Origin of the sequence: Pseudomonas sp. HMSC08G10, from assembly GCF_001808425.1 — a bacterium.
Lineage (GTDB): Bacteria > Pseudomonadota > Gammaproteobacteria > Pseudomonadales > Pseudomonadaceae > Aquipseudomonas > Aquipseudomonas guariconensis.
Genome location: NZ_KV793329.1, coordinates 15662 through 34521 on the forward strand (window position 1 = coordinate 15662; position 18860 = coordinate 34521).

Here is an 18860-nt window from a genome sequence, read left to right on the forward strand (position 1 = left end):
TACCGCGAGCCGTCAATGCCCCTTGTGAAACCATCAGGGGCCCCGTTCTGCAAGGTCTGCAGCGCAATATCAAAAAACTGGCACGGCTGTTGCCGATCCCTGTGCAGACGCCCCAACCCATGGGCCCGTTTGCAGGAGGGTTTGACTCATGCACCGACCGCCACCCCACCCGCTGGCAGTGGCGATCTTCGCCAGCATGCTCCAGCTTCCGGCCCAGGCTGCACTCAATGCAGTCGACCAGGGCACCTACACACCGGAGAACGGCGGCTTCGCCGCGTGGTACCAGGACACCCACGGCCGGGTATTGGACCTGTGCCTGACCAAGGCGGTCAGCTCACGGGTGCCTGGTGCTCCAGGCGCGCCGTCGTACATGTGCACGCTGCTGCCGACCCCGGGCGTGTTCGACGATACCCAGCCGATCGTTTTCCCCACCAACTTCCCCGACGAGGCATTCTGGTTTACCGCCGATGCCGCGATCGTCGACGCCGCTCGCGGCATCGACCTGGGCTATGTCTCGGCGGTCGAGGCAGCCTTTAGCGCCGAGGAGCCCAAAGAAGGCGACCAGGTGAGTTTCGCCCGGGTGCGCATCCGCGTCGATGTCCCCACTGCGGGGACCTACATCATCACCCACCCCTACGGCGTCGAGGTGTTCGACGTGGCCACCCCGGGCCGTCGGGCCATCAACATGACCCGCGACATCGGCATCGGCTCGCCAGGCAACTTCACCGGTGCGCTCAAGGGTGACATCGGCCCGTTCCTGCGCAGCGTCAACGGCCCGTACACCGAGACCAATCCCAGCACCGGGGCCAGCGAGCAGTTCATCGGCGACCCGAACCTGAACGAAGCCGTGACCGGCAGCCCGTTCAATACCAACTTCGTACGCATCGAGGGCCCTAACGGCATCGACCTGCGTACCGAGCTGTTCGCCGTGTCCGGCAAACTGTCCACGGTCAACCTGCCGACCCCGTTGCTGCCTCAACGCAGCACCTACTCACGTCACACCGAAAATGGGGACTTGCGCGCCCAGCAGGATGTGTTCGCCTTGGCGCCGCCGCCACCGGCCACGGTCAGCTTGACCAGCCAGTCCCCCAACCTGCCGCTGACCGAAGCCAACAAGACCGGCACCTGGTACGGCCAGTCCACGCTCGACCCAACGCTGCCGGCCACCCTGACCCTCAGCGCTGACAACAGCCTGGCCATTCCCACCAGCACCGCCACCACCGCCAATCTGCCGCTGACCGACCTGGTGACCATCACCCGCGCCGAATACAGCTTGTCCAGCGGTCAGCTGACCCTGGTCGCCAGCAGCAGCGACGAGACCTCCCCACCGCCCATGGTCGCGCGCACCGGCAATGGCGCGCTGATCGGCAGCCTCTCCGGCGACGGTGCGGTGAAGACATTGAGCACAGGGCTTTCGCCTATTCCGCCCGCGAAGGTGCACGTCACCAGCGACAACGGCGGTAGCGACAGCGAAGACGTGGTGCTGGTGCCATGAACAGACAAAGGCTTCGCCTTCAAGGAGGCAGCATGAACACTTGGCCACGCCGGGCGCTTTACGCCGCCGGGCTCTCCCTCTCTCTCAGCGGCGCGGTATCGGCTGCGCTCACCGAGGTCGATCCAGGCCCCTACACCCTGTCAACCGGCGGTTATCCGATGTGGTACAAGGACGCCAGCGAACTGTCGCTGGAGCTGTGTCAGTCGCGCGCCACCAGCTCACGGGCACCTGGCGCACCCGGAGCACCTGCGTACATGTGCACCTTGCTGCCAGAGCCGGGCGTGTATGACGACACACTGCCGCTGGTATTCCCAGATAACTGGCCGCCTGAGATGTTCTGGTTCCTAGCCGAAACGTCGATTCCTGCCGTGGGCAACAGCGGCTATGAACTGGAAGTGTATGTCGCCGGCATCGAAGCGGCGTTCGCCTCCGAGAGCCCGGTGGACGGCGACCAGCAGAGTTTCGCCCGAATCCGCATCCGCGCCTCGGTACCGACCGCCGGCACCTACCGCATCACCCACCCCTATGGCGTCGAAACCGTGGTGGTCAACACCCCCGGCCGGCGCGCGATCAACATCACCCGCGACATCGGCATTGGCGCGCCGGGCGACTTCAGCGGTGCGCTCCAAGGCGACATCGGGCCGTTCCTGCGCAGCGCTACGGGCTTCTATACCGAGCTCAACCCGGACACCGGTGCCACCGATACCTTCATCGGCGACCCCAATATCACCGAGGCAGTGACCGGCAGCCCGTTCAATACCAACTTCGTGGCCATCGACGGCCCGGCCGGACACATCCAGACCGACGTGTTCACGCTCTCGGGCAAGGTCCTCGACCCGCGCGCGCAGACACCCGTGAACCTGGAGCGTGCCACCTATCAACGTAACGGCAACGGTACCCGCGTCGAGGTCTTCGCCAAGGCGCCGAGCGATGCCAGCCTGTGCATGCGCTATGGCCTGGCACTGGTCGGCAACCCGGGTACGCCCTGTGAATTCAACTTGTTGTCCGACAACAACGGGCTGTTCTTCAGCCAGCAGTTGAACCAAGCCGCACCGCCACCTGTGGTGGTGGTCACCGCCAGCAGCACCACAGGTGGCACTCGGCCAACAGCGTTGTCCAGCAAGCTCAGCGACGTGGTGAAGATTCGCACCGCGCATTTCGACTGGGCCAGCAAACGCCTGGTGATCGAGGCCAGCTCCAGTGACGAAGTGCAGATACCGGACCTGGTGGCCCAGGGCTATGGTCGCCTGTCCAAGTCCGGCACGCTGCAGACCCTGACCGTCACCGACCTGACCCAGCCACCTGCCACCGTCACGGTCAAGTCCGCCCGCGGCGGCAGTGACGTCGAGCCGGTAACGGTGGTGGGCAACGCACCGGTCGTCGCCGAGAACCAGCCGCCGCTGGCTCAGGCCGATGTCGGTGGGACCAGTGTCGGCGTACCGCTGACCCTCAACTTGCTGACCAACGACACGGACCCCGACGGCGACATGCCGTTGACCATCACCGATCTCACCCAACCGGGTACAGGCCTGGGCTCGGTGGTCCTCAACGGCACCACGTCGGTGACCTATACCCCGCCTGTCGGTGCCACCACGGCCTTCCCGGCGATCTTCAGCTATCGCGCCCAGGACGCCAAAGGGCTGAAGTCCGAGCCTGCCACGGTGACCGTCAACGTCGTGCCCAACCGCGCACCGACCGCTGTCGCCGACAGTGTCGCGACCCTGGGTGTACCGCTGACCATCAACGTGCTGGCCAACGACACCGACCCTGAAGGCAACCTGCCGCTGGCCGTGGCCAGTGTCACTCAGCCACCCGTCGGTCGCGGCACGGTCAGCCACAACGGCACCACGGTCACCTACACCCCACCGGCCACCGTCACCGCGCCCTTCACCACCACGTTCACCTATGTGGTACGGGACTCGATCGGCGCGCTATCCGGCAATGGCACCGTCACCGTGCAGGTCTCGCCCAAGCCGCCGACCGAGACCCTCACGGTCACCGCAGCGACGGTCACCGCACGCTCCAACAACCGTTACAACTGGGACATCAGCGGTACGTCCTCGGTGACCACCGGCAACACCGTCACGGTGCAGGTGACCACCCGTAACGGTCTGGTGACCCTGGGCAGCACCGCAGTACCACTGACCGGACGCTGGCGGGTGATCGTGAGCAACAGCACCACCCTGGTACCGACCGCCACGCCGTCAGCGACCATCCGTACCAGCCAAGGCACTGTTCGCACCGTGCCGGTCAGGCTGCAGTAAGCCCGGGAGACTGCCATGAAACGCCTGAATCCACTGCTGCTCTGCCTGGCCCTGGCGGGCCAGGCCCTCCAGAGCGGCTGGGCCGACGACCTGATGGACAATGCCGACCTTGCGCTGGGCAACGACCTAGGAGAACCGGTGATCGTGCGCCTGATCCCCGCAGGTGCCGGCCAGATGGCGGTCATCGAGCAGCAAGGTTCGGGCAACCGCGCCGCCCTCGACCAGAACGGTCAGGCCCTGCTGGGCCGGATCGTCCAGGCCGGGGGGGCGCAGGAGGCGTACATCCTGCAGGAAGGCAGCGACCTGATGGCCTCGATCGTGCAACAGGGCCAGGGCAACAACGCTGCCATCCGCCAGAGCGGTAGCAACAACAGCGCCTCGATCGAGCAGTTCGGCAACTACAACACCGCCAGCATCCAGCAGAGCGGCACGGGGCTGACCAGCGCCGTGACCCAGGCTGGCAATGGCCAACATGTTCAGATCACTCAATACCGTTAGACCTGGAGGCACCACCATGTTCAAGCTCGCTCCCTTAAGCGCCGCCGTTGTCCTGGCGATCGCCGGCCAGGTCATGGCCGATGACAGCACCTCGACCCAGAACCAGCAGGGCAAGGCGAACATCGCCGAAGTCCTGCAGACCGTCGCCCCCTACGCCTCGGTCACCCAGGACCAGACCGGCCAGGGCCACAACCACCTGGCCGTGCAGGACACCAGCACCAGCGACATCAGCCAGAGCGCCACCGGCTCCTACAACGCCGGCTACGCCGACCAGATCCTGGAGAACGGCAGCAAGACCCTCCAGCGCTCCGGCGGCAGCCTAAACGACAACTTCTCCAGCCAGTCACTGGGCCAGGACAACCAGGTGCTGCAGGTCCAGCAGGGCACCGGCAACATGTCCAGGGTGTTCCAGGAGTTCCAGACTGGAGCCCAGGCCACCACGCTGCAGCAAGGCAGTGCCAACGATGCGGTGGTCGAGCAATTGATCGGCGGCACCAACAACCGCGCCCAGATCATGCAGGAAGGCACCGGCAACACCGCCGCCGCCGAGCACATCCTCCATGACAACGGCGATATCCGCATCGGGCAGAAGGGCCAGGCCAGCTGGGCCTATGGCGACCAGCGCAACGGCCTGGGCGGCACCATCGACATCCAGCAGGTCGGTAGCGGCCACTCTGTAGAGGTATGGCAGGACACCCAGGTCGCCAGCCAGGCCAGTGTCTATCAGCAAGGCCAGCTCAACGAGGGCTACATCGACCAGAGCTTCGGCGAGGCCAACTCCGCCCATCTGTCCCAGAGCGGCCAGCGCAACGCCAGTTGGTCGGACCAGTTCGAGTCCACCCACTCGGTGGTCGACATCACCCAGAACGGCAAGGACAACCTGCACTTCACCTACCAGACCGGCGACAACCACAGCCTGACCATCGACACCACCGGCAACGGCAACAAGGTCCTGGCCAGTAACTGGAAGGGCGAGAAGTTCGGCGGCCAGTTCGGCAGCAGCCAGACAGCCCAGGTCAAGCAGAACGGCAACGGCAACAGCGTCAACTTCAACCAGGAAGGCATGAACCAGGTGGCCAAGCTCGAGCAGAAAGGCAACCGCAACACCATGGAGACCAACCAGGTCGATGGCAACAACGAGCTGTACTTCGAGCAAAATGGCAGCGACAACCTGCTCATCGCCGCGCAACGCGACGGCGGCAACTACGCCGAGGGCTTGAGCGCCGGTAACGGCAACGTCATCAACCTCGACCAGTCCGGCCAGGGCAACCAAAGCTACACCTACCAACTGTATGGCAGTGGCAACACCGCCAACATCACCCAGACCGATGTCGCCAACGTCGCCTATGTCACCCAGGGCGGCACCGGCAACCTGGCGACCGTCACTCAGAGCAACATGAACCAGAACGCCGCCATCACCCAGTACGGCAGCACCAACACTGCCATCGTCACCCAGCAGTAGCGGGTCCCCCCTTGGACCGCGGTGTTCCCTCTCCCTGGCGCCGCGGTTCCTTTTTATTCCCCCTTCCTTGGCGATAAACCCTCTCCCCTGTCACAGCGCTTGGCTTGAAGTCACCGCTGCCCCTTCGCGGGTAAATTCGCTCCCACAGGGCTTGAGCGCGACGCCTTGTGGGAGCGGATTTACCCGCGAAGGGGGCAGCGCTCACACCGCGCAGGCTGGACGGTTCGTCGCTTCGACTGGCCCACGGACAGGCCGCCGGCATTACAATGCGTGCAGACCCAACCGACGCCAACCCCATGATCCAATCCGACCTCGACCTGTTCGGCCCGCAGCCGCAACGCCTGGCCAGTCACACGGTGCTGCTGCCAGGCTTCGCCCTGGCCGAAATCGAGGCTGTACTCGATGCCCTGCGCCCGGTATTGCGCGCCGCGCCCTTTCGCCATATGCGCACCCCGGGCGGCCTGCACATGGCCGTGGCACTGACCAACTGCGGCGCCCAGGGCTGGGTCAGCGACGAGCAAGGCTACCGCTACAGCCCCACCGACCCCAAGACCGGCCTGCCCTGGCCGGCCATGCCCGAGGTTCTGCTCGATCTTGCCGATCGCGCCGCCTGCGCTGCCGGTTTCGATGGCTTCGTCCCGGACGCCTGCCTGATCAACCACTACGTTCCGGGCACTCGCTTGACCTTGCACCAGGACCGTGACGAGCGCGATTTCGGCCAGCCGATCGTGTCGCTGTCCCTGGGGCTGCCGGCGGTGTTTCTATTCGGTGGGTTGCAACGTTCGGACCGGACTCAGCGGATACCCTTGAGCCACGGCGATGTGCTGGTATGGGGCGGTGAGGATCGGCTGCGCTATCACGGGGTGATGCCGATCAAGCCGGGTGTACACCCGAGGATGGGTGAGCGGCGGATCAACCTGACACTGCGCAAGGCGCGTTGACGGTAGAAAGCGCTCTGACCTGTTCGCGGATCAGCCCGCGCCACCAGGATCGCACCGCATCGGGGGGCGACGCTGGTGGGCGCAGGTTCATCCGCGAAGAGGCAGTTAAGCCAATCACTGCTGCTGGTTCTGGCTCAGGAACTTGTCCACCTGCGCGTTGCCCTCTCCTGCATCCGCCACCTGCCACAACCGGCGCTCGATGCCCTGGGCCAGCAGGTGTCCCACAGCCGCCTCGATCGCCGACAGCACGCACAGCTGGGCCGGTTCGTTGGTGGTATAGCCCACCTCGGCTTCGAGCAGTTTCTTGAACTCGATGAACTTGAACACCCCGGCGCTGCGACCGACCGAATAGATGGTCTTGCTGGTCATCACATTGGCCAGCACTTGGCCACTGCGCACATCCACCGCCCGCAGGTTCACGGTCACCTGATCGACGCGGTACTCACGGGATATGTCGATGCCCAGATACCGAGCACCCTCCCCGCCGCTGCGCACGTTGGTGTCGTAGGCGATGATGCCGCCTTCGAGCATCAGGTTGGCCGCCTGCAGTGGCGGCAACTCGCCCTGGATGTTCAAGGGCGCGTCGGGTTTCTTTTGCGAAGCGCGGATGATCTTGCGCTCGGTCAACAGGTTCTGCAGGCCCTCGCGCTCCAGGACCACGAACCAGCCGCTGGCGCTCAAGGCGTCCATCAACATGCTCGCCGCGCCTTGGGTGACGCTGGTGGAGAAGGAGCTTGCCGGGGTCGGCTTGTACTGCCCGGTCTGGTCACGGAAGCCGTACACCACTGCCATCAGCCTGCCCTTGGGCCGTGGCATGTTGATCAAGTCGTAGTAGGTCGAGGCGCGCGGGGTCAGGGTCGGGGTCTCCGTATCCTGTTCTGCGGGCATCGGCTCGCGCAGGCCGCAGCCTTGCAAGGTGGCGAGGATCAGCAGTGTGCTCAGCAAGCGTTTCATGGTCGTTCTCCCCTATTGGCCCGTCCCTCTCAGGGGTTCAGGCCGCTGACCTCGATGATCGAGACTTCCCCTGTCGCACGGTCGGTGACCTTGATGCTGAGGGCCCCGGAGTCGTCGATCACATCGATCAGGAACGAATCCGTAGAGAGGCTGCCGGTCTTGCCGTCGTTGATGTTGTCCAGCAACTGGGACAACAACCGCGACTCGAGCTGGTTGCTGAAGCGCTCCAAGGCCGAGGTGCCGGCGAAGGCCGAGGCGCGGTCCTTGAGGTCTGGGTCGTCATGGTCGTTCTGCGCCTGGGCGTTGTTCAAAAGCCAGGTGCCGTTGAGCGGGTTGCCGCCGAACGCCGGATTGACCGGGGTGTACACAAGCTCCGTGGCCTGGGTGTGACCGGCAAAGGCGCCGGCCAGCAGGCAGACGGCGACGCACCGGGAAATGTGGTTGCTCATAGCTCGTCCCTCTCCAGATCAGTGGTGTCCTGCAGCAGCCGTTGCAGCTTGCGCTGGATGATCTGCTGCTTGACCAGGTCCGCCGCCGCGACGGCCTCGTCTTTGAGTTGCGTGGTATTGGGCGGCAGGAAGCGCCGGTACAACACCTCGCGTTCGTACTCCACCGTCACCAGGCTGCCCCAACGGGCGTCGGGGCGTTCGCGCACCACCAGGTTGAAATCCAGGCGGCTCGTGGCGCGCAGGCGGTCGGTGAAGTCGTTGTAGAAGTCATGGCCGATGTGCGAGATGGTGTTGTCGACGATGAACCCCTTCATCTCGTCCTCGGCGTCAGCACGGGCCGGGGTGCCAGGCAAGGCAAGCAGCAGGCACAGGCAGCACAGAGCAGCGAGCGGCTTCATGGCGTATCTCCTGGGCCGCTGTGGGTACGGGCTGCGCCGCTACCCTCGGCGAACGGCTGCTCGGCGACGAATTGCCAGTCGCTGTAGTGCTCGAGCCCCTCGAAACCGGACCACTGGGCATCGAACCCACTGCGTTTGAGTGGCGTGGCATCCGAACGGCTGTGAATGCCGGTGATCCGCCCGTCCTCCGAACGCAGCAGGCCCCAATCTTCGCCGCTGGTGATCGGGTCGGGGTACAAGCGGCGGATGTGCCGCTGGGGCGATGGGAACCGGTTGTCCTCCAGCAGCTCTTCCAGCGCCTGCGGGTACTGGGCCAGGCCCGGCGATGCACGGTAGTAGCTGCGCAGCGCCTGGGCGTACTGGCCACCGATCCACAGCAGCTGGCGCTCGTGTTCGCGCTGGGCGGCCGTGGCCCATAGGGTGCCGGTGGCGGCCAGGGCCATGCTGCTGACCGCGATCAGAAACAGCACGCCCAGGTAGGTGAAGCCCGCGCAGGCCTTACCATTCGGCATAGAGGCTGCCATCACGCGCCCTCCCGGTTGCACCGCTTTTGATATCGGCCACCCCACCGGTCACGCCCTGCGGCGGCGGCACCAGTTGCCAGGCATCGCTGCGCTCGGTAATCGGGTCCACCGGGGTTTTGCGCAGGTAGCGCTGCTCCACCAGTTGCTCCAAGGACTCGGGGTAATGGCCGGTGTCGCCGTAGTAATGGTCCAGGGCCTCGCGCAGCACGGCCAGGCTCTGGCGCAGCGTGGCCTCGCGGGAGGCCTCCAGGCTGTTGAAATAGCGCGGCAAGGCGATGGTCATCAGGGTGGCGATGATCGCCATGACCACCAGCAGCTCGATGAGGGTAAAGCCACGGTTGCGTTTCATGACCGTCACCATTGCCCGTAAGGGATGCCGTTCAGGCCAATGCCGCTGGCCTTGGAGTACACATCGAAGACGTCCTTGCCATCACGCGGATTGTCGGCGCTGCTGTCGTAGGCACGCAGCCCCCAGCCCCCTTCGTCCTCACGCTTGGCCGCCACCAACGGGTCATGGGGGATGCGCCGCAGAAAGTAGAACTTCGCCCCTTTGGCACTGCGCACATCGCGCACCCCTTCGACCAGCACCTCCAGGCTCGGCGGGTAGCCACTGCTGTCCAGGCGCTTCTCGATATAGCCGGCATCGAAGGCACGTTTGTAGGCGTCGATAGCGTCGCGAATCTGATACAGCGCTTCGCGCAGCTGTTGCTCCTTGCCCCGGCGCACCACGGTTTCGGTCAAGGGCGCGGCCATGCTGGCGAGCAACCCGAGCAGTGCCAGGGTCACCACCACTTCGATGAGGCTGAACCCCCGCTGCTGGCGTTTCATGGCCGTGGGCCCACTGGGGTGGTGATCGCGGCCGGGACGGTGGCGACCGCGCCCTGGGTCGGCTCGGCCTCAGGCTGCGCCACCGGGGCCATCATCTGCTGACGGACCTGCAGGCTCGACTCGGTGCCCGTGGCGAACTCCATGTCCGACGGGCTCTGGTACGGCAGGTTGCGCACGATGCGCGGGGTGATCGCCAGCACCAGCTCGGATTTGCTCTTGTCGTCGCGGTTGCTGCCGAACAGCCGCCCCAGGCCCGGGATGTCACCCAGGCCGGGGATCTTGTTACCGCTGGAGGTCAGGTCGTTGCGTACCAGGCCCGCCAGTACCTGAGTCTCGCCATCATGCAAGCGCAGGCTGGTCTGGGCGTTGCGGGTATCGACCTGGACCGGGATGGTGCCCTGGCGAGTCGGCTCCAGCGGGGTGGCGTTGCTCACTTCCAGGGCCACCTTGATCGCCACTTCGTTGTTCAGGTGCACGGTGGGCTGCACCTCGAGTTTCAGACCTACATCCAGGTAGGTGACACTTTCAGTGATCACCGGGCCTTGGGTCGACGGCACCGAAGTGGCGCTGATGATCGGCACCCGCTGGCCAATGTGGATGCGCGCCTGCTCACGGTTGCTGACGCGAATGACCGGGCTGGCCAAGGTGTTGATGTCCTTGTCGGCGGCGTTGATCTTGGCCTGGGGCGCCGGGGCGATGCTGATGCGGCTGGAGTCGATGCCGCGCAGCTGGTCGAGCACGCTGACCGGGTTGCCCTCGTCGTTGAGCACACCGAAGGTGCTGGGCCATTGCAGGCCCAAGTCCAGGATGCGCGACCGGGCCACCTCCATCACCTCCACCTCCAGCACCACCTCCGGGTTGGACTGGTCCTGGGACTGCAAGAGCTTCTCGGCCATGCGGATGGCGTCGGGGGTATCGCGCATGGTCAGGGTGTTCAGGCGTTCATCGACGAACACATCGCGGGTCTTGAGCATCGTCTTGACCATGTTCAACGCGGTGTTGGCGTCGATGCTGGTCAGATAGAACGTGCGCATGACCAGTTCCTGGTAGTCCTTGGTCTTCTGCGGGGAATCGGGGTAGATCAGCAGGGTGTTGTCGTTGACGATCTTCTGGTGCAGCTGGTTCTGCTCCAGCAGCAGGGCCACGGCGTCTTCGATGCGCACATCGCGCACGAAGATGGTGGCTTTCATGTCCGGGCGCAGGTCTTTGTCGAAGATGAAGTTGATCCCGGCGACCTGGGACAGCACCTCGAAGATGGTCTTGAGGTTGGCGTCGCGGAACTCCAGGGTCACCGGCCGCTCCAGCTTGCTGCGTAGCTGCGGGAACGGCTGCGCGGTGCGCGCCTGAACGTTTTCGATGTCGCTGCGCAGCGCAATGCCCTTCTGGTTCTGCGGATCCAGGCGCAGCACATCGCGCATGTAGCGCTCGGCGCCGAACAGGTCGCCCTGGCGCAGCGCCGCCTGGCCCATGGCCACACGTTCGTCGAGGTTGCGCACCAGCTCCAGTTGGCGAATGCCTTCCTGGGCGCGGCGGTTGTTCGGCTCGATGGTCAGGACCCGGCCATAGCCCATGCGTGCACTGGCGAAGTCATGGCGGATGCGGTCGGCGTCGGACTGGGTCAGCAGCGCTTCGACAGCCTGCTGGCGGCCATGGGCCAGGGCGATGTTCAGCTCGGTGTCGCGCGGGTCTTCACGCAGCGCGTCTTCGAGCATGGCGATGCCCGCCTCGTACTGGCCCTCCTTCATCAGCTCGGCGCTGTCCTTGCGCGTACCGCTGGAGCCGCAGCCCGCCAGGGCCACGCACAATGCCAGCATCATGAACGGAGCAGGCTTGCACAACTTCGAAGGCTTCATGGTGCGCTCCCGACAGACAATGTCTGTGACTGGTGCAAAGGCAGGTAGACCAGGTCCAGCTCAGTGGCCGAGATCCGGTCGAGGCGGTAGGTGTGCTCGATGACATCGCCCTGGCGCACGACATAGAGTTTCTCGCCGTTCTGCAGGAACACCTGCAGGTCGTCGCGATCCCCCAGGCGACCGACGAACTGGAACGGCAACACCGGGGCGGTGGGTGCGGCCTCCACCACCGGCGCCGGGGCAACGGGTTGCTCGGTGACGGTGGCCATGGTTTTTGGCGCGGTCCATTGCTGGGCCGGAAACAGGTCTGTTGAGGCCTGTGTTTTTCCTTTTGCGGGCAAATCCGCTGCCACAGGTGCTGTGCGGGCGCCGGTTGCCGTCGGCGCGGGCTTGCCCGCGAAGGGCTCGACACCGTCTTGCTCGCCGAACCAGTGCCCTGGCGCCCAGGCCAGAGCGCCTGAAAGCCCGAGGAAGCCGACCCACATCACCGCGCGTTGAGTGTTCATCACGACCTCGACAGGTAAAGGGTCATGCGCAGGCGACCGTTGAGCTCGCGCTCACCGATGCGTTTGCGCTGCAGCTCCAGGTCCTCGAGCACCAAGGTCGGTACCTGGCCGAGCAGCGCCTGGAGAAAACCGCGGATCTGCGGATAGCTGCCGCGCACAGGCAGCACGATCTGGTAGCGCGCCAGCTGGGTTTTCGGGTCGACGCCCAAGGCGTACTCGCCACGCGCCAGGCTGATGCGCTCGGCGCTGGCCAGGTGATACAGGCGCTCGATCAGCTCACTGGCTTGGGGTTGTCCAGGCAGTTGCTGACGCAGACTGTCCAGCGCCTGCTGCTCAGGCTGGAGCGCCACCTTGAGCTCGCCGCGCTTGACCCGTTGCACCTGCACCGCCGCATCCGCCTCGCTGGCCCGCAGTTCCCGCACGGCCTGCCATTGCGGCAGCACCCAGGTGACCCCGACCAACAGCGCCAGAGCGCCGACGGCGACTGCGGCGCACCCGACACGGCCCAGGCGTGCAAGGCGCTCATGGAGAATCAGACTAGGGACGCGCATGGCCGGTCTCCCAGGTCGCGGTCAGGTTGAAGCGCACCGGATGCTCGGGCTGGCCTGCCACTACCTCGTGGTTGAGCAGCGAGACATCGCGCAGTTCCTCGCTGCGTTCCAGGCGCTGGTGGTACTGGAGCATGGCTTCCAGGTTGCGGGCTTCGGCAGCGATACGGACTTGGCCTTTGCGCGCATCGGGAGTCAGGCTCAGCAGTGCCACATCTTCCTGGGGCATGCCCTCGAGCATGGCGAACAGTTGCTGCCAGGGCCGTTGCAGTTGCTGGGAGACGCTGCGCATCTGCGCCAGTTGTTCGGCCTGCTCGCGGCTGGCGGCGCTGCTCAGGGGGGCGGCGCTGACCGGGCGGCGCCCCAGTTGCTGCTCGAGCAGATGGACCCGGGCCTGAAGGTCCGCCTGTTCGTCCTGCAAGTGCTGCTCGATCAGCAGCATCGCTGCGAGTACGGCGCACCCCAGGGTCAGCAGCGACCAGGCGATCGGGCTGCTGGGGGCTGGCTGGAATTCCAGATCGAGGCGGCGCATGTCAAGCCACCGCCCGCCACATGGCGCACAGCGGATCGCTGTCGCCTGCTGGCTGGCACAGTTGTACGGCGGCCAACCGCGGCACCTCCCCTCGCCCCGGCGCATGCAGGTAGACCCTGGGCAGGTGCTCGCCGTACAGCTCACAGGTGCGCTCGATCAGCGCCTGCAGCGCCTGGTCGTTGTCGGCGCAGCCCTGGGCCAGTACCTGTTGCCAGGCCCCCCCAGCGGCCAGCAGCAGCACACTGCGCCGTGGCTCGGCGAGCACGAAGAGAAAATCGCCCTCCTCCAGTTGCGCCGAGCAGCGGTTGTAGGCGGCCATCAGATAAGGCTGGACCGAGCGCAGGCTCAGCCGGCTTTCCCGGCCCAGTGCCTGCAGGGCCTGCAGCAATGCTTCGGGCAAGGCCGTGGCGATGCGCGAAGCCCCTGCCGGCTCCGGCGAGAGCACGATGCGCCAGTCGTCCAGCGGCTGACCGTAGAGGTTCTCGAAGCAGGCCCGGGCGTAGGCGTCCAGCTCACGTGGATGGCCGATGGCGTCGCTCCAGGGCACCAGGCAGAAGCGGCTGTAGCGTGCCGACAGCAGCACCCGCAACTGGGCCCGCCGTGGCGCATGTTCGGCCAGCAATTCGGCCAGGGCCTCAAGTGCCGGTGCCCAGGCCGGTTGGGCGGGATCGCAGGAGAAGGCGCGGCTGCCCAGCCACTGGTGTTGGTTGGCGTGCCAGCGACCCAGGCCGACACCCTCGGCGCCGAGCACGGCGCAATAGCGATCAAGCGATAAATGTGACACGGTTGATCTCCTCAAGCGTGGTACGGCCCTCGCGGACCAGGTCCAGGGCAGAGGCGCGCAGCAGACGCAGACCACGCTGGCAAGCCAGCGACTTGATCTGCGACAGAGGCCGGCGCTCGACGATCATCTGCCGCAGGTCGTCATCAAGGTGGAGCAATTCGGCGATGGCGCTGCGTCCGCGGTAGCCACTGCCACGGCACTGGCCGCAGCCCTGGGTACGAACGAAGGTCCATCCGACCACGCCTTCGCGGGTCAGCCCCGAGGCGGCCAGGGTTTCGTCATCCGGCTCGGCGTGGACCGCGCAGTGCGGGCAGGCCAGGCGAATCAGGCGCTGGGCCAGCACGGCGTTGAGCGCCGAGACGAAGCTGTAGGGGTCGACCTGCATCTGGCTGAAGCGGCCGATCACATCGAAGACGTTGTTGGCGTGGATGGTGGTGAACACCAGGTGCCCGGTCAGGGCCGATTGCACGGCGATCTGGGCGGTGTCCGGGTCGCGGATCTCGCCGACCAGGATCTTGTCCGGGTCATGGCGCAGGATCGAGCGCAGGCCCCGGGCGAAGGTCAGCCCCTTCTTCTCGTTGACTGGAATCTGCAGCACGCCCGGCAATTGATATTCGACCGGGTCTTCGATGGTGATGATCTTGTCCACGCCGTGGTTGATCTCGCTGATCATCGCGTAGAGCGTGGTGGTCTTGCCGCTGCCGGTGGGGCCGGTCACCAGGATCATGCCGTAGGGCTCGGCGGCCAGGCGGCGCAGGGCCACCAGGGTGTGGTCGGCAAAGCCCAGGGCCTGCAACTGCACCCCGCTGACCCGGTCGGACAAGTCCTGCTTGTCCAGTACCCGCAGCACGGCGTCTTCGCCGAAGATGCTCGGCATGATCGAGACGCGGAAGTCGATTTGACGCTCGCCCACCGCGACCTTGAAGCGGCCATCCTGGGGCACGCGCTTTTCGCCGATGTCCAGCTCGGCCATGACCTTGATACGCGAGATCACTTGGTCGGCGAAGGCACTGCCACTGGCCTTGCCGGCACCGTTGAGCACGCCGTCGATGCGGTATTTGATGGTCAGCCCCTGGCCGGTCATGCTCAGGTGGATGTCGCTGGCATGCTGCTTGAGGGCGTCGTAGAGGGTCGAGTTGACCAGCTTGACCACCTTGCTCTGGTCTTCGCTGATGCTGGTCAGCGACAGGCGCTGCAGCGGATCGGTCTCGGTGCCGGGCTCGGCATCGGGCTCCAGGGCGTCGACGGCATGAAAACTCTCCTCCTGGCGGGCCAGGAAGGCGGCGATGTCGGCGGCATGGGCCAGGTACAGCGGCGCGCCCTGCAGGCAATCGTCGATCCAGGCCAGGCGGGTGTTGTCGAAGGGGTCGGCGAACACGCCGACGGTCTGGCCTTGGTGCTGGACCAGGAGGAACTCGCGTTTGAGGCACTGTGCCAGGCAGACCTGCTCGAACAGCGGCGTGCTGGCGAACAGCGCCTGGCTGTCGAGCACGGGGTAATGGAGGGTGGCGCCCAGGCGTTGGGTGAAGGTGCCGGCGTCGTCGCAGGCCAGGCGCGCCAGGCAGCTCAGCAGGCGCTCGTCCCCGGCTTGCAGGCGGGCCTGGGCCAGCAGTTCGCGGGGGTAGGCACCAATCCGTGGTGCATCGTTCGCGGGTGAACCCGCTCCCACAGGCTCAGCGCGTTCCTCAAGGCAATGAAGATCCTGTGGGAGCGGGTTTAACCGCGAAGGACCCTGTGCAGGCTGGGGTGCTTGGGCTGTATCGACGACGTCTGACATGGCCTGCGACTCCGCTCAGGGGCGCGTCGCAGGCTGACTCGGGGTTGCCGGGGTGGCCGCGGGCGCCGCTATTCCCCGGTGAGCAGTTCGTCGTCAGGTGTGGGAGGCTTCACGCCGTTGCGTCGGCGGTCGGCCAGTACCCAGCTGCCATCGTACATCTGCAGGGGGAACGTCTGGTTCCTGTTCTGGCGTCGTTCGACGAAACCCTCGGCCTGTGTGTCCGCTGTCCGAGTCTGGTGCTGTGGGCCGGTCAGGTCGGCGACTGCGCGGGCCAGTTCCGCCAATGGGAACGGCTTGAACAGGACATGGGTGACACCGAGTGCCGCGGCCCGCTCACGGACCTCGGCGGTCGGGTGGGCGGTGATCAGCACGAAATGACACTGCATGCTCCTGCGCACGGTCTCCAGGACCTCGAACCCCTCCATGTCGGGCAAGCGGTAGTCCAGTACGATCACATCCGGTGCCAGGGCCTGTGCCTGAGCAATGCCACTGATACCGTCGTGGGCGACATGGACTTCCAGGCCTTGCGCCTGCAGGTAAGCCTGCAAATTCTGCGCAAGGGTCTGTTCGTCATCGACTACCAATACTCTGTTCACCAAGGTCGACTCCCAAGAACTGCCCGGTTGCCCGGTCTGTGGAGTTCGGCCTTGTACAGGCTTGAGCATCCTTCGTGCCAGGCGTGAATAGTCATGTCGCACCACTGTAAGTCGTTGATTTCGCTGTATCACCCAATCCAGGCGTAGACCGGCTCCCCCACTTGCGGGGAAGTTGATGGCACTTTGCCCGATTGCTTACCCCCAGCATTGGGGAAAACCCCCTGCCGGGCAAGCCCGTGGCTGCGCAATGTGCGAGCGGCCTCTCACATTCAGTCGGCAAGCTCCACCTTCGCACCTTCACGCAAGCGCTTACGCACCGACTGGCGGGCCTGGGCTTGAATCTCGTCCACGAGCACGAGCCTGGCCAAGGCCAGACCCTGCTCTCGTTCGACTAAGGTATTGGTACTTTGGTTCTGCATCCGTTGCAATCTTTCCCTGTTTGCCTGATAGAAGGCTTCGACCTGCGCTGGGGTGGGCTCATCGATGGCGGTCATCTGGGCATACAGTTGCTGCGCGGCCATCTCGTGACGAGTGTAGTCGGCGTACCCCGCCCTATCGAAGCCTGCCTCGGCCAGACGCTGCTCGAATACCGCAGGGCTGCCGAAGGCCCGCTCCAGCTCAGCGACACGGGCCGATACGCTGTCCTCGCTGACGACCACGCCACGGCGCTGGGCCTCCTGCCACAGCAACTCCTTGTCGATCAACTCGTCCAGGGCCTGGTTGCGCAAGCGCTTGTACAGGCTCGGGCTGCGAATGCTGGCGACCGGTCGACCCTGGTCCTGGAGGTATTCGGCAAAGTAGCGCTCAAGGCGCACGCTGCTGATCTCGACGCCATTGACCCTCGCCACGGCGACGTCCGCCTGACTCAACGGCGCGAACCCCAGCAGCAGACACAGCAACACGATGCGCATGACGACCTCCTTCAAGGGGTAAGCGGCAGTGGCTTGTACGCAGCGACAGTCTGGAACTGCGGGCCAGGCAGCGTCACCGCCACCACGTGGGCACCGGCAAGGCCCTGACGCCGGCCGGGGCCGAACCCCAGTGCCGGCGTGAGGCCGGTGTCCAGGTCATGCAGCCCCTCCAGGGCTCGCACCAACTGCTCCCGGCTCGCGTCCCGCCCTACCTGTCTGAGGGCCTCGGCCATCAGCAGCAGCGCGCAGCGGGTGCTGACCTGCAACGCCGCCTGGCGACCATCGAGCCCTTGGCGCTGACGCAGCCCGTTGAGCGCGGCCCGCCCTTGCTCGGTCCAGTCCTGGGGCGTGAAGGGATAGGCCAGGAACAGCCGCTGCGACCAGTCGGCAGACAACCCCGCCAGGGCACCTGCGACCTGGCTCGAGGCCGCGAACAGGTAGGGTTTGCGGCCTGCGGCCTGCTGCGCCTGCGCCAACTCGCCGAACGCCTGGGCGCGCCCCAGGAAGACGACGCCCTCGCCCTCCACCGCCTGCCCCGCGAACACCTGCACCGGCCCCGGCGTCCAGCCGGCGGCGAGCAGTCGCTGGCGCAACGCCTCGGCAGGTGCTGCCTGCTCGCTGCCGGCATAGATCACCCGCAGCCCGTCAGGCCCCAGGCCCAGGCGGTCACGGGCGAAACCGGCCAGGCTCTGCAATTGCTCGGGCAGGCTTGGCAACGGATCGAAGATCTGCGCACTGCCGACACTGCCAGGGGAGCTGCCGACCAGCGGCACGCCACGTTGTTCGAGTGCGCTGCCCAGACGCGCGTCGAGCATCGGCGCCAACGGCGCGATGAGGGCGAAGACTTGTGTGTCGTCGAGCAAACGCTCGAGGGCCTGTTCGGCGCTGGCGGGCGTCTGCCCAGGGTCCAGCACCACCAGCTCCAGCCGCCGGCCATGCAGCCCGCCTTGCTGGTTGAGTTGTGCCAGACCGTCCTCCAGCACTGCGCGCACCACCCTGCCCGCCTCGGCCAGCGGCCCGCTGGCCGGCAGCAAGGTGCCCAGGCGCAACACGTGTTCTTCCACGCCGGGGTCGCGTTCCTGGCCCAGGCGCTTGAGGTAGGCAGTGAGGTTGCGCTGGTCGGCCAGGGTCAATTCGAAACGTGGCATCGCCGGGTCCAGGCGGTTGCCTGCAGGGTCAATGCCTTGCCCGACGGCACGGGCCAGGCTTGCCTCGGCATAGGCCGGGTAGCGGCGGCCGTTGGCCTCACGCTCGCCCTGTCCCAACGCCAGGCGCTGCCAATCCAGGCTCGGCGGGCGTACCCCGCCTTCGGCGCGGCCACGGCCATCGTTGCCATGGCAACTGGCACACGGCAGCACACTGGCCGGCACACTGATGTCGCTGGCGCCCACCCGGGCCATCAACTGCGCGTCGCTGCTGGACACCCCTTCGCGGTACAAGCGCTTGCCTGCCTGCTCCTGCTCGGTCAGTTCCAAGGCCAGCGCCGCGTGGCTCGCGAACAGGCCGAGCCACAACGCCAGGGGCAGGAGCAGGCGCATGG

General features: G+C 65.9%; 20 protein-coding genes. 5 read left to right on the top strand and 15 right to left on the bottom strand.

Going from position 1 to position 18860, the window contains the following annotated elements; all coding sequences use genetic code 11:
• Positions 1-148 precede the first annotated feature (148 nt).
• The 5 genes from HMPREF3173_RS19715 (at position 149) to alkB (ending at position 6660) form a co-directional block, all read left to right on the top strand.
• Complete coding sequence (locus HMPREF3173_RS19715; RefSeq protein WP_070575865.1) at positions 149-1495, top strand: hypothetical protein; 1347 nt, start codon at positions 149-151, stop codon at positions 1493-1495.
• 32 nt (positions 1496-1527) lie between these two features.
• Positions 1528-3759, top strand: coding sequence for an Ig-like domain-containing protein (locus HMPREF3173_RS19720; protein ID WP_070575868.1), 2232 nt, complete (start codon positions 1528-1530; stop codon positions 3757-3759).
• A 15-nt stretch (positions 3760-3774) separates the two neighbouring features.
• Entirely contained in the window at positions 3775-4257 is a 483-nt protein-coding gene (locus HMPREF3173_RS19725; protein WP_070575871.1) for a curlin, read from the top strand.
• Between the two features lie 16 nt (positions 4258-4273).
• The gene (locus HMPREF3173_RS19730) at positions 4274-5719 is read left to right on the top strand and encodes a curlin (protein WP_070575875.1); all 1446 of its coding nucleotides are present in this window, start codon (positions 4274-4276) and stop codon (positions 5717-5719) included.
• Between the two features lie 296 nt (positions 5720-6015).
• A complete protein-coding gene (gene alkB / locus HMPREF3173_RS19735) occupies positions 6016-6660 on the top strand; it encodes a DNA oxidative demethylase AlkB (RefSeq protein ID WP_070575971.1) in 645 nt (214 codons plus the stop codon).
• 114 nt (positions 6661-6774) lie between these two features.
• On the opposite strand, the gene HMPREF3173_RS19740 is transcribed toward alkB, so the two are convergent.
• The 15 genes from HMPREF3173_RS19740 to HMPREF3173_RS19810 form a co-directional block, all read right to left on the bottom strand.
• Positions 6775-7614, bottom strand: a complete 840-nt coding sequence (locus HMPREF3173_RS19740) for a CsgG/HfaB family protein (RefSeq protein WP_070575878.1) — start codon at positions 7612-7614, stop codon at positions 6775-6777.
• A 29-nt stretch (positions 7615-7643) separates the two neighbouring features.
• Entirely contained in the window at positions 7644-8063 is a 420-nt protein-coding gene (locus HMPREF3173_RS19745; RefSeq protein ID WP_043214444.1) for a curli assembly protein CsgF, read from the bottom strand.
• Complete coding sequence (gene csgE, locus HMPREF3173_RS19750) at positions 8060-8461, bottom strand: curli production assembly/transport protein CsgE (RefSeq protein WP_043214441.1); 402 nt, start codon at positions 8459-8461, stop codon at positions 8060-8062. The genes HMPREF3173_RS19745 and csgE overlap by 4 nt, the downstream gene beginning before the upstream one ends.
• Complete coding sequence (locus HMPREF3173_RS19755) at positions 8458-8985, bottom strand: type II secretion system protein (protein WP_070575880.1); 528 nt, start codon at positions 8983-8985, stop codon at positions 8458-8460. The genes csgE and HMPREF3173_RS19755 overlap by 4 nt, the downstream gene beginning before the upstream one ends.
• Positions 8960-9334 (bottom strand): type II secretion system protein, encoded by a 375-nt coding sequence (locus HMPREF3173_RS19760; RefSeq protein ID WP_070575882.1) that lies wholly within the window; start codon positions 9332-9334, stop codon positions 8960-8962. The genes HMPREF3173_RS19755 and HMPREF3173_RS19760 overlap by 26 nt, the downstream gene beginning before the upstream one ends.
• A 5-nt stretch (positions 9335-9339) precedes the next feature.
• A complete protein-coding gene (locus HMPREF3173_RS19765) occupies positions 9340-9813 on the bottom strand; it encodes a type II secretion system protein (RefSeq protein ID WP_070575883.1) in 474 nt (157 codons plus the stop codon).
• On the bottom strand, positions 9810-11666 hold the full coding sequence (locus HMPREF3173_RS19770) for a secretin N-terminal domain-containing protein (RefSeq protein WP_070575884.1): 1857 nt from the start codon (positions 11664-11666) through the stop codon (positions 9810-9812). Before HMPREF3173_RS19770 ends, HMPREF3173_RS19765 begins: the two co-directional genes overlap by 4 nt.
• Positions 11663-12172 carry a hypothetical protein gene (locus tag HMPREF3173_RS19775; protein ID WP_070575885.1) on the bottom strand — a complete coding sequence of 170 codons (510 nt, stop codon included), beginning with the start codon at positions 12170-12172 and terminating at the stop codon, positions 11663-11665. The genes HMPREF3173_RS19770 and HMPREF3173_RS19775 overlap by 4 nt, the downstream gene beginning before the upstream one ends.
• Entirely contained in the window at positions 12172-12723 is a 552-nt protein-coding gene (gene pilO, locus HMPREF3173_RS19780) for a type 4a pilus biogenesis protein PilO (RefSeq protein WP_070575888.1), read from the bottom strand. The genes HMPREF3173_RS19775 and pilO overlap by 1 nt, the downstream gene beginning before the upstream one ends.
• Entirely contained in the window at positions 12710-13252 is a 543-nt protein-coding gene (locus HMPREF3173_RS19785; RefSeq protein ID WP_070575890.1) for a pilus assembly protein, read from the bottom strand. The genes pilO and HMPREF3173_RS19785 overlap by 14 nt, the downstream gene beginning before the upstream one ends.
• A 1-nt stretch (position 13253) precedes the next feature.
• On the bottom strand, positions 13254-14036 hold the full coding sequence (locus tag HMPREF3173_RS19790; protein ID WP_070575893.1) for a hypothetical protein: 783 nt from the start codon (positions 14034-14036) through the stop codon (positions 13254-13256).
• Positions 14017-15813, bottom strand: coding sequence for a GspE/PulE family protein (locus HMPREF3173_RS19795; RefSeq protein WP_083300101.1), 1797 nt, complete (start codon positions 15811-15813; stop codon positions 14017-14019). The genes HMPREF3173_RS19790 and HMPREF3173_RS19795 overlap by 20 nt, the downstream gene beginning before the upstream one ends.
• 68 nt (positions 15814-15881) lie before the next feature.
• Positions 15882-16412: a response regulator gene (locus HMPREF3173_RS19800; RefSeq protein WP_070575974.1), complete on the bottom strand. Its 531-nt coding sequence runs from the start codon at positions 16410-16412 to the stop codon at positions 15882-15884.
• A 266-nt stretch (positions 16413-16678) separates the two neighbouring features.
• Entirely contained in the window at positions 16679-17320 is a 642-nt protein-coding gene (locus HMPREF3173_RS19805) for a SurA N-terminal domain-containing protein (protein WP_070575898.1), read from the bottom strand.
• Positions 17321-17331: 11 nt separating this feature from the next.
• Positions 17332-18858 (bottom strand): ABC transporter substrate-binding protein, encoded by a 1527-nt coding sequence (locus HMPREF3173_RS19810; RefSeq protein WP_083300102.1) that lies wholly within the window; start codon positions 18856-18858, stop codon positions 17332-17334.
• Between the last annotated feature and the right edge of the window lie 2 nt (positions 18859-18860).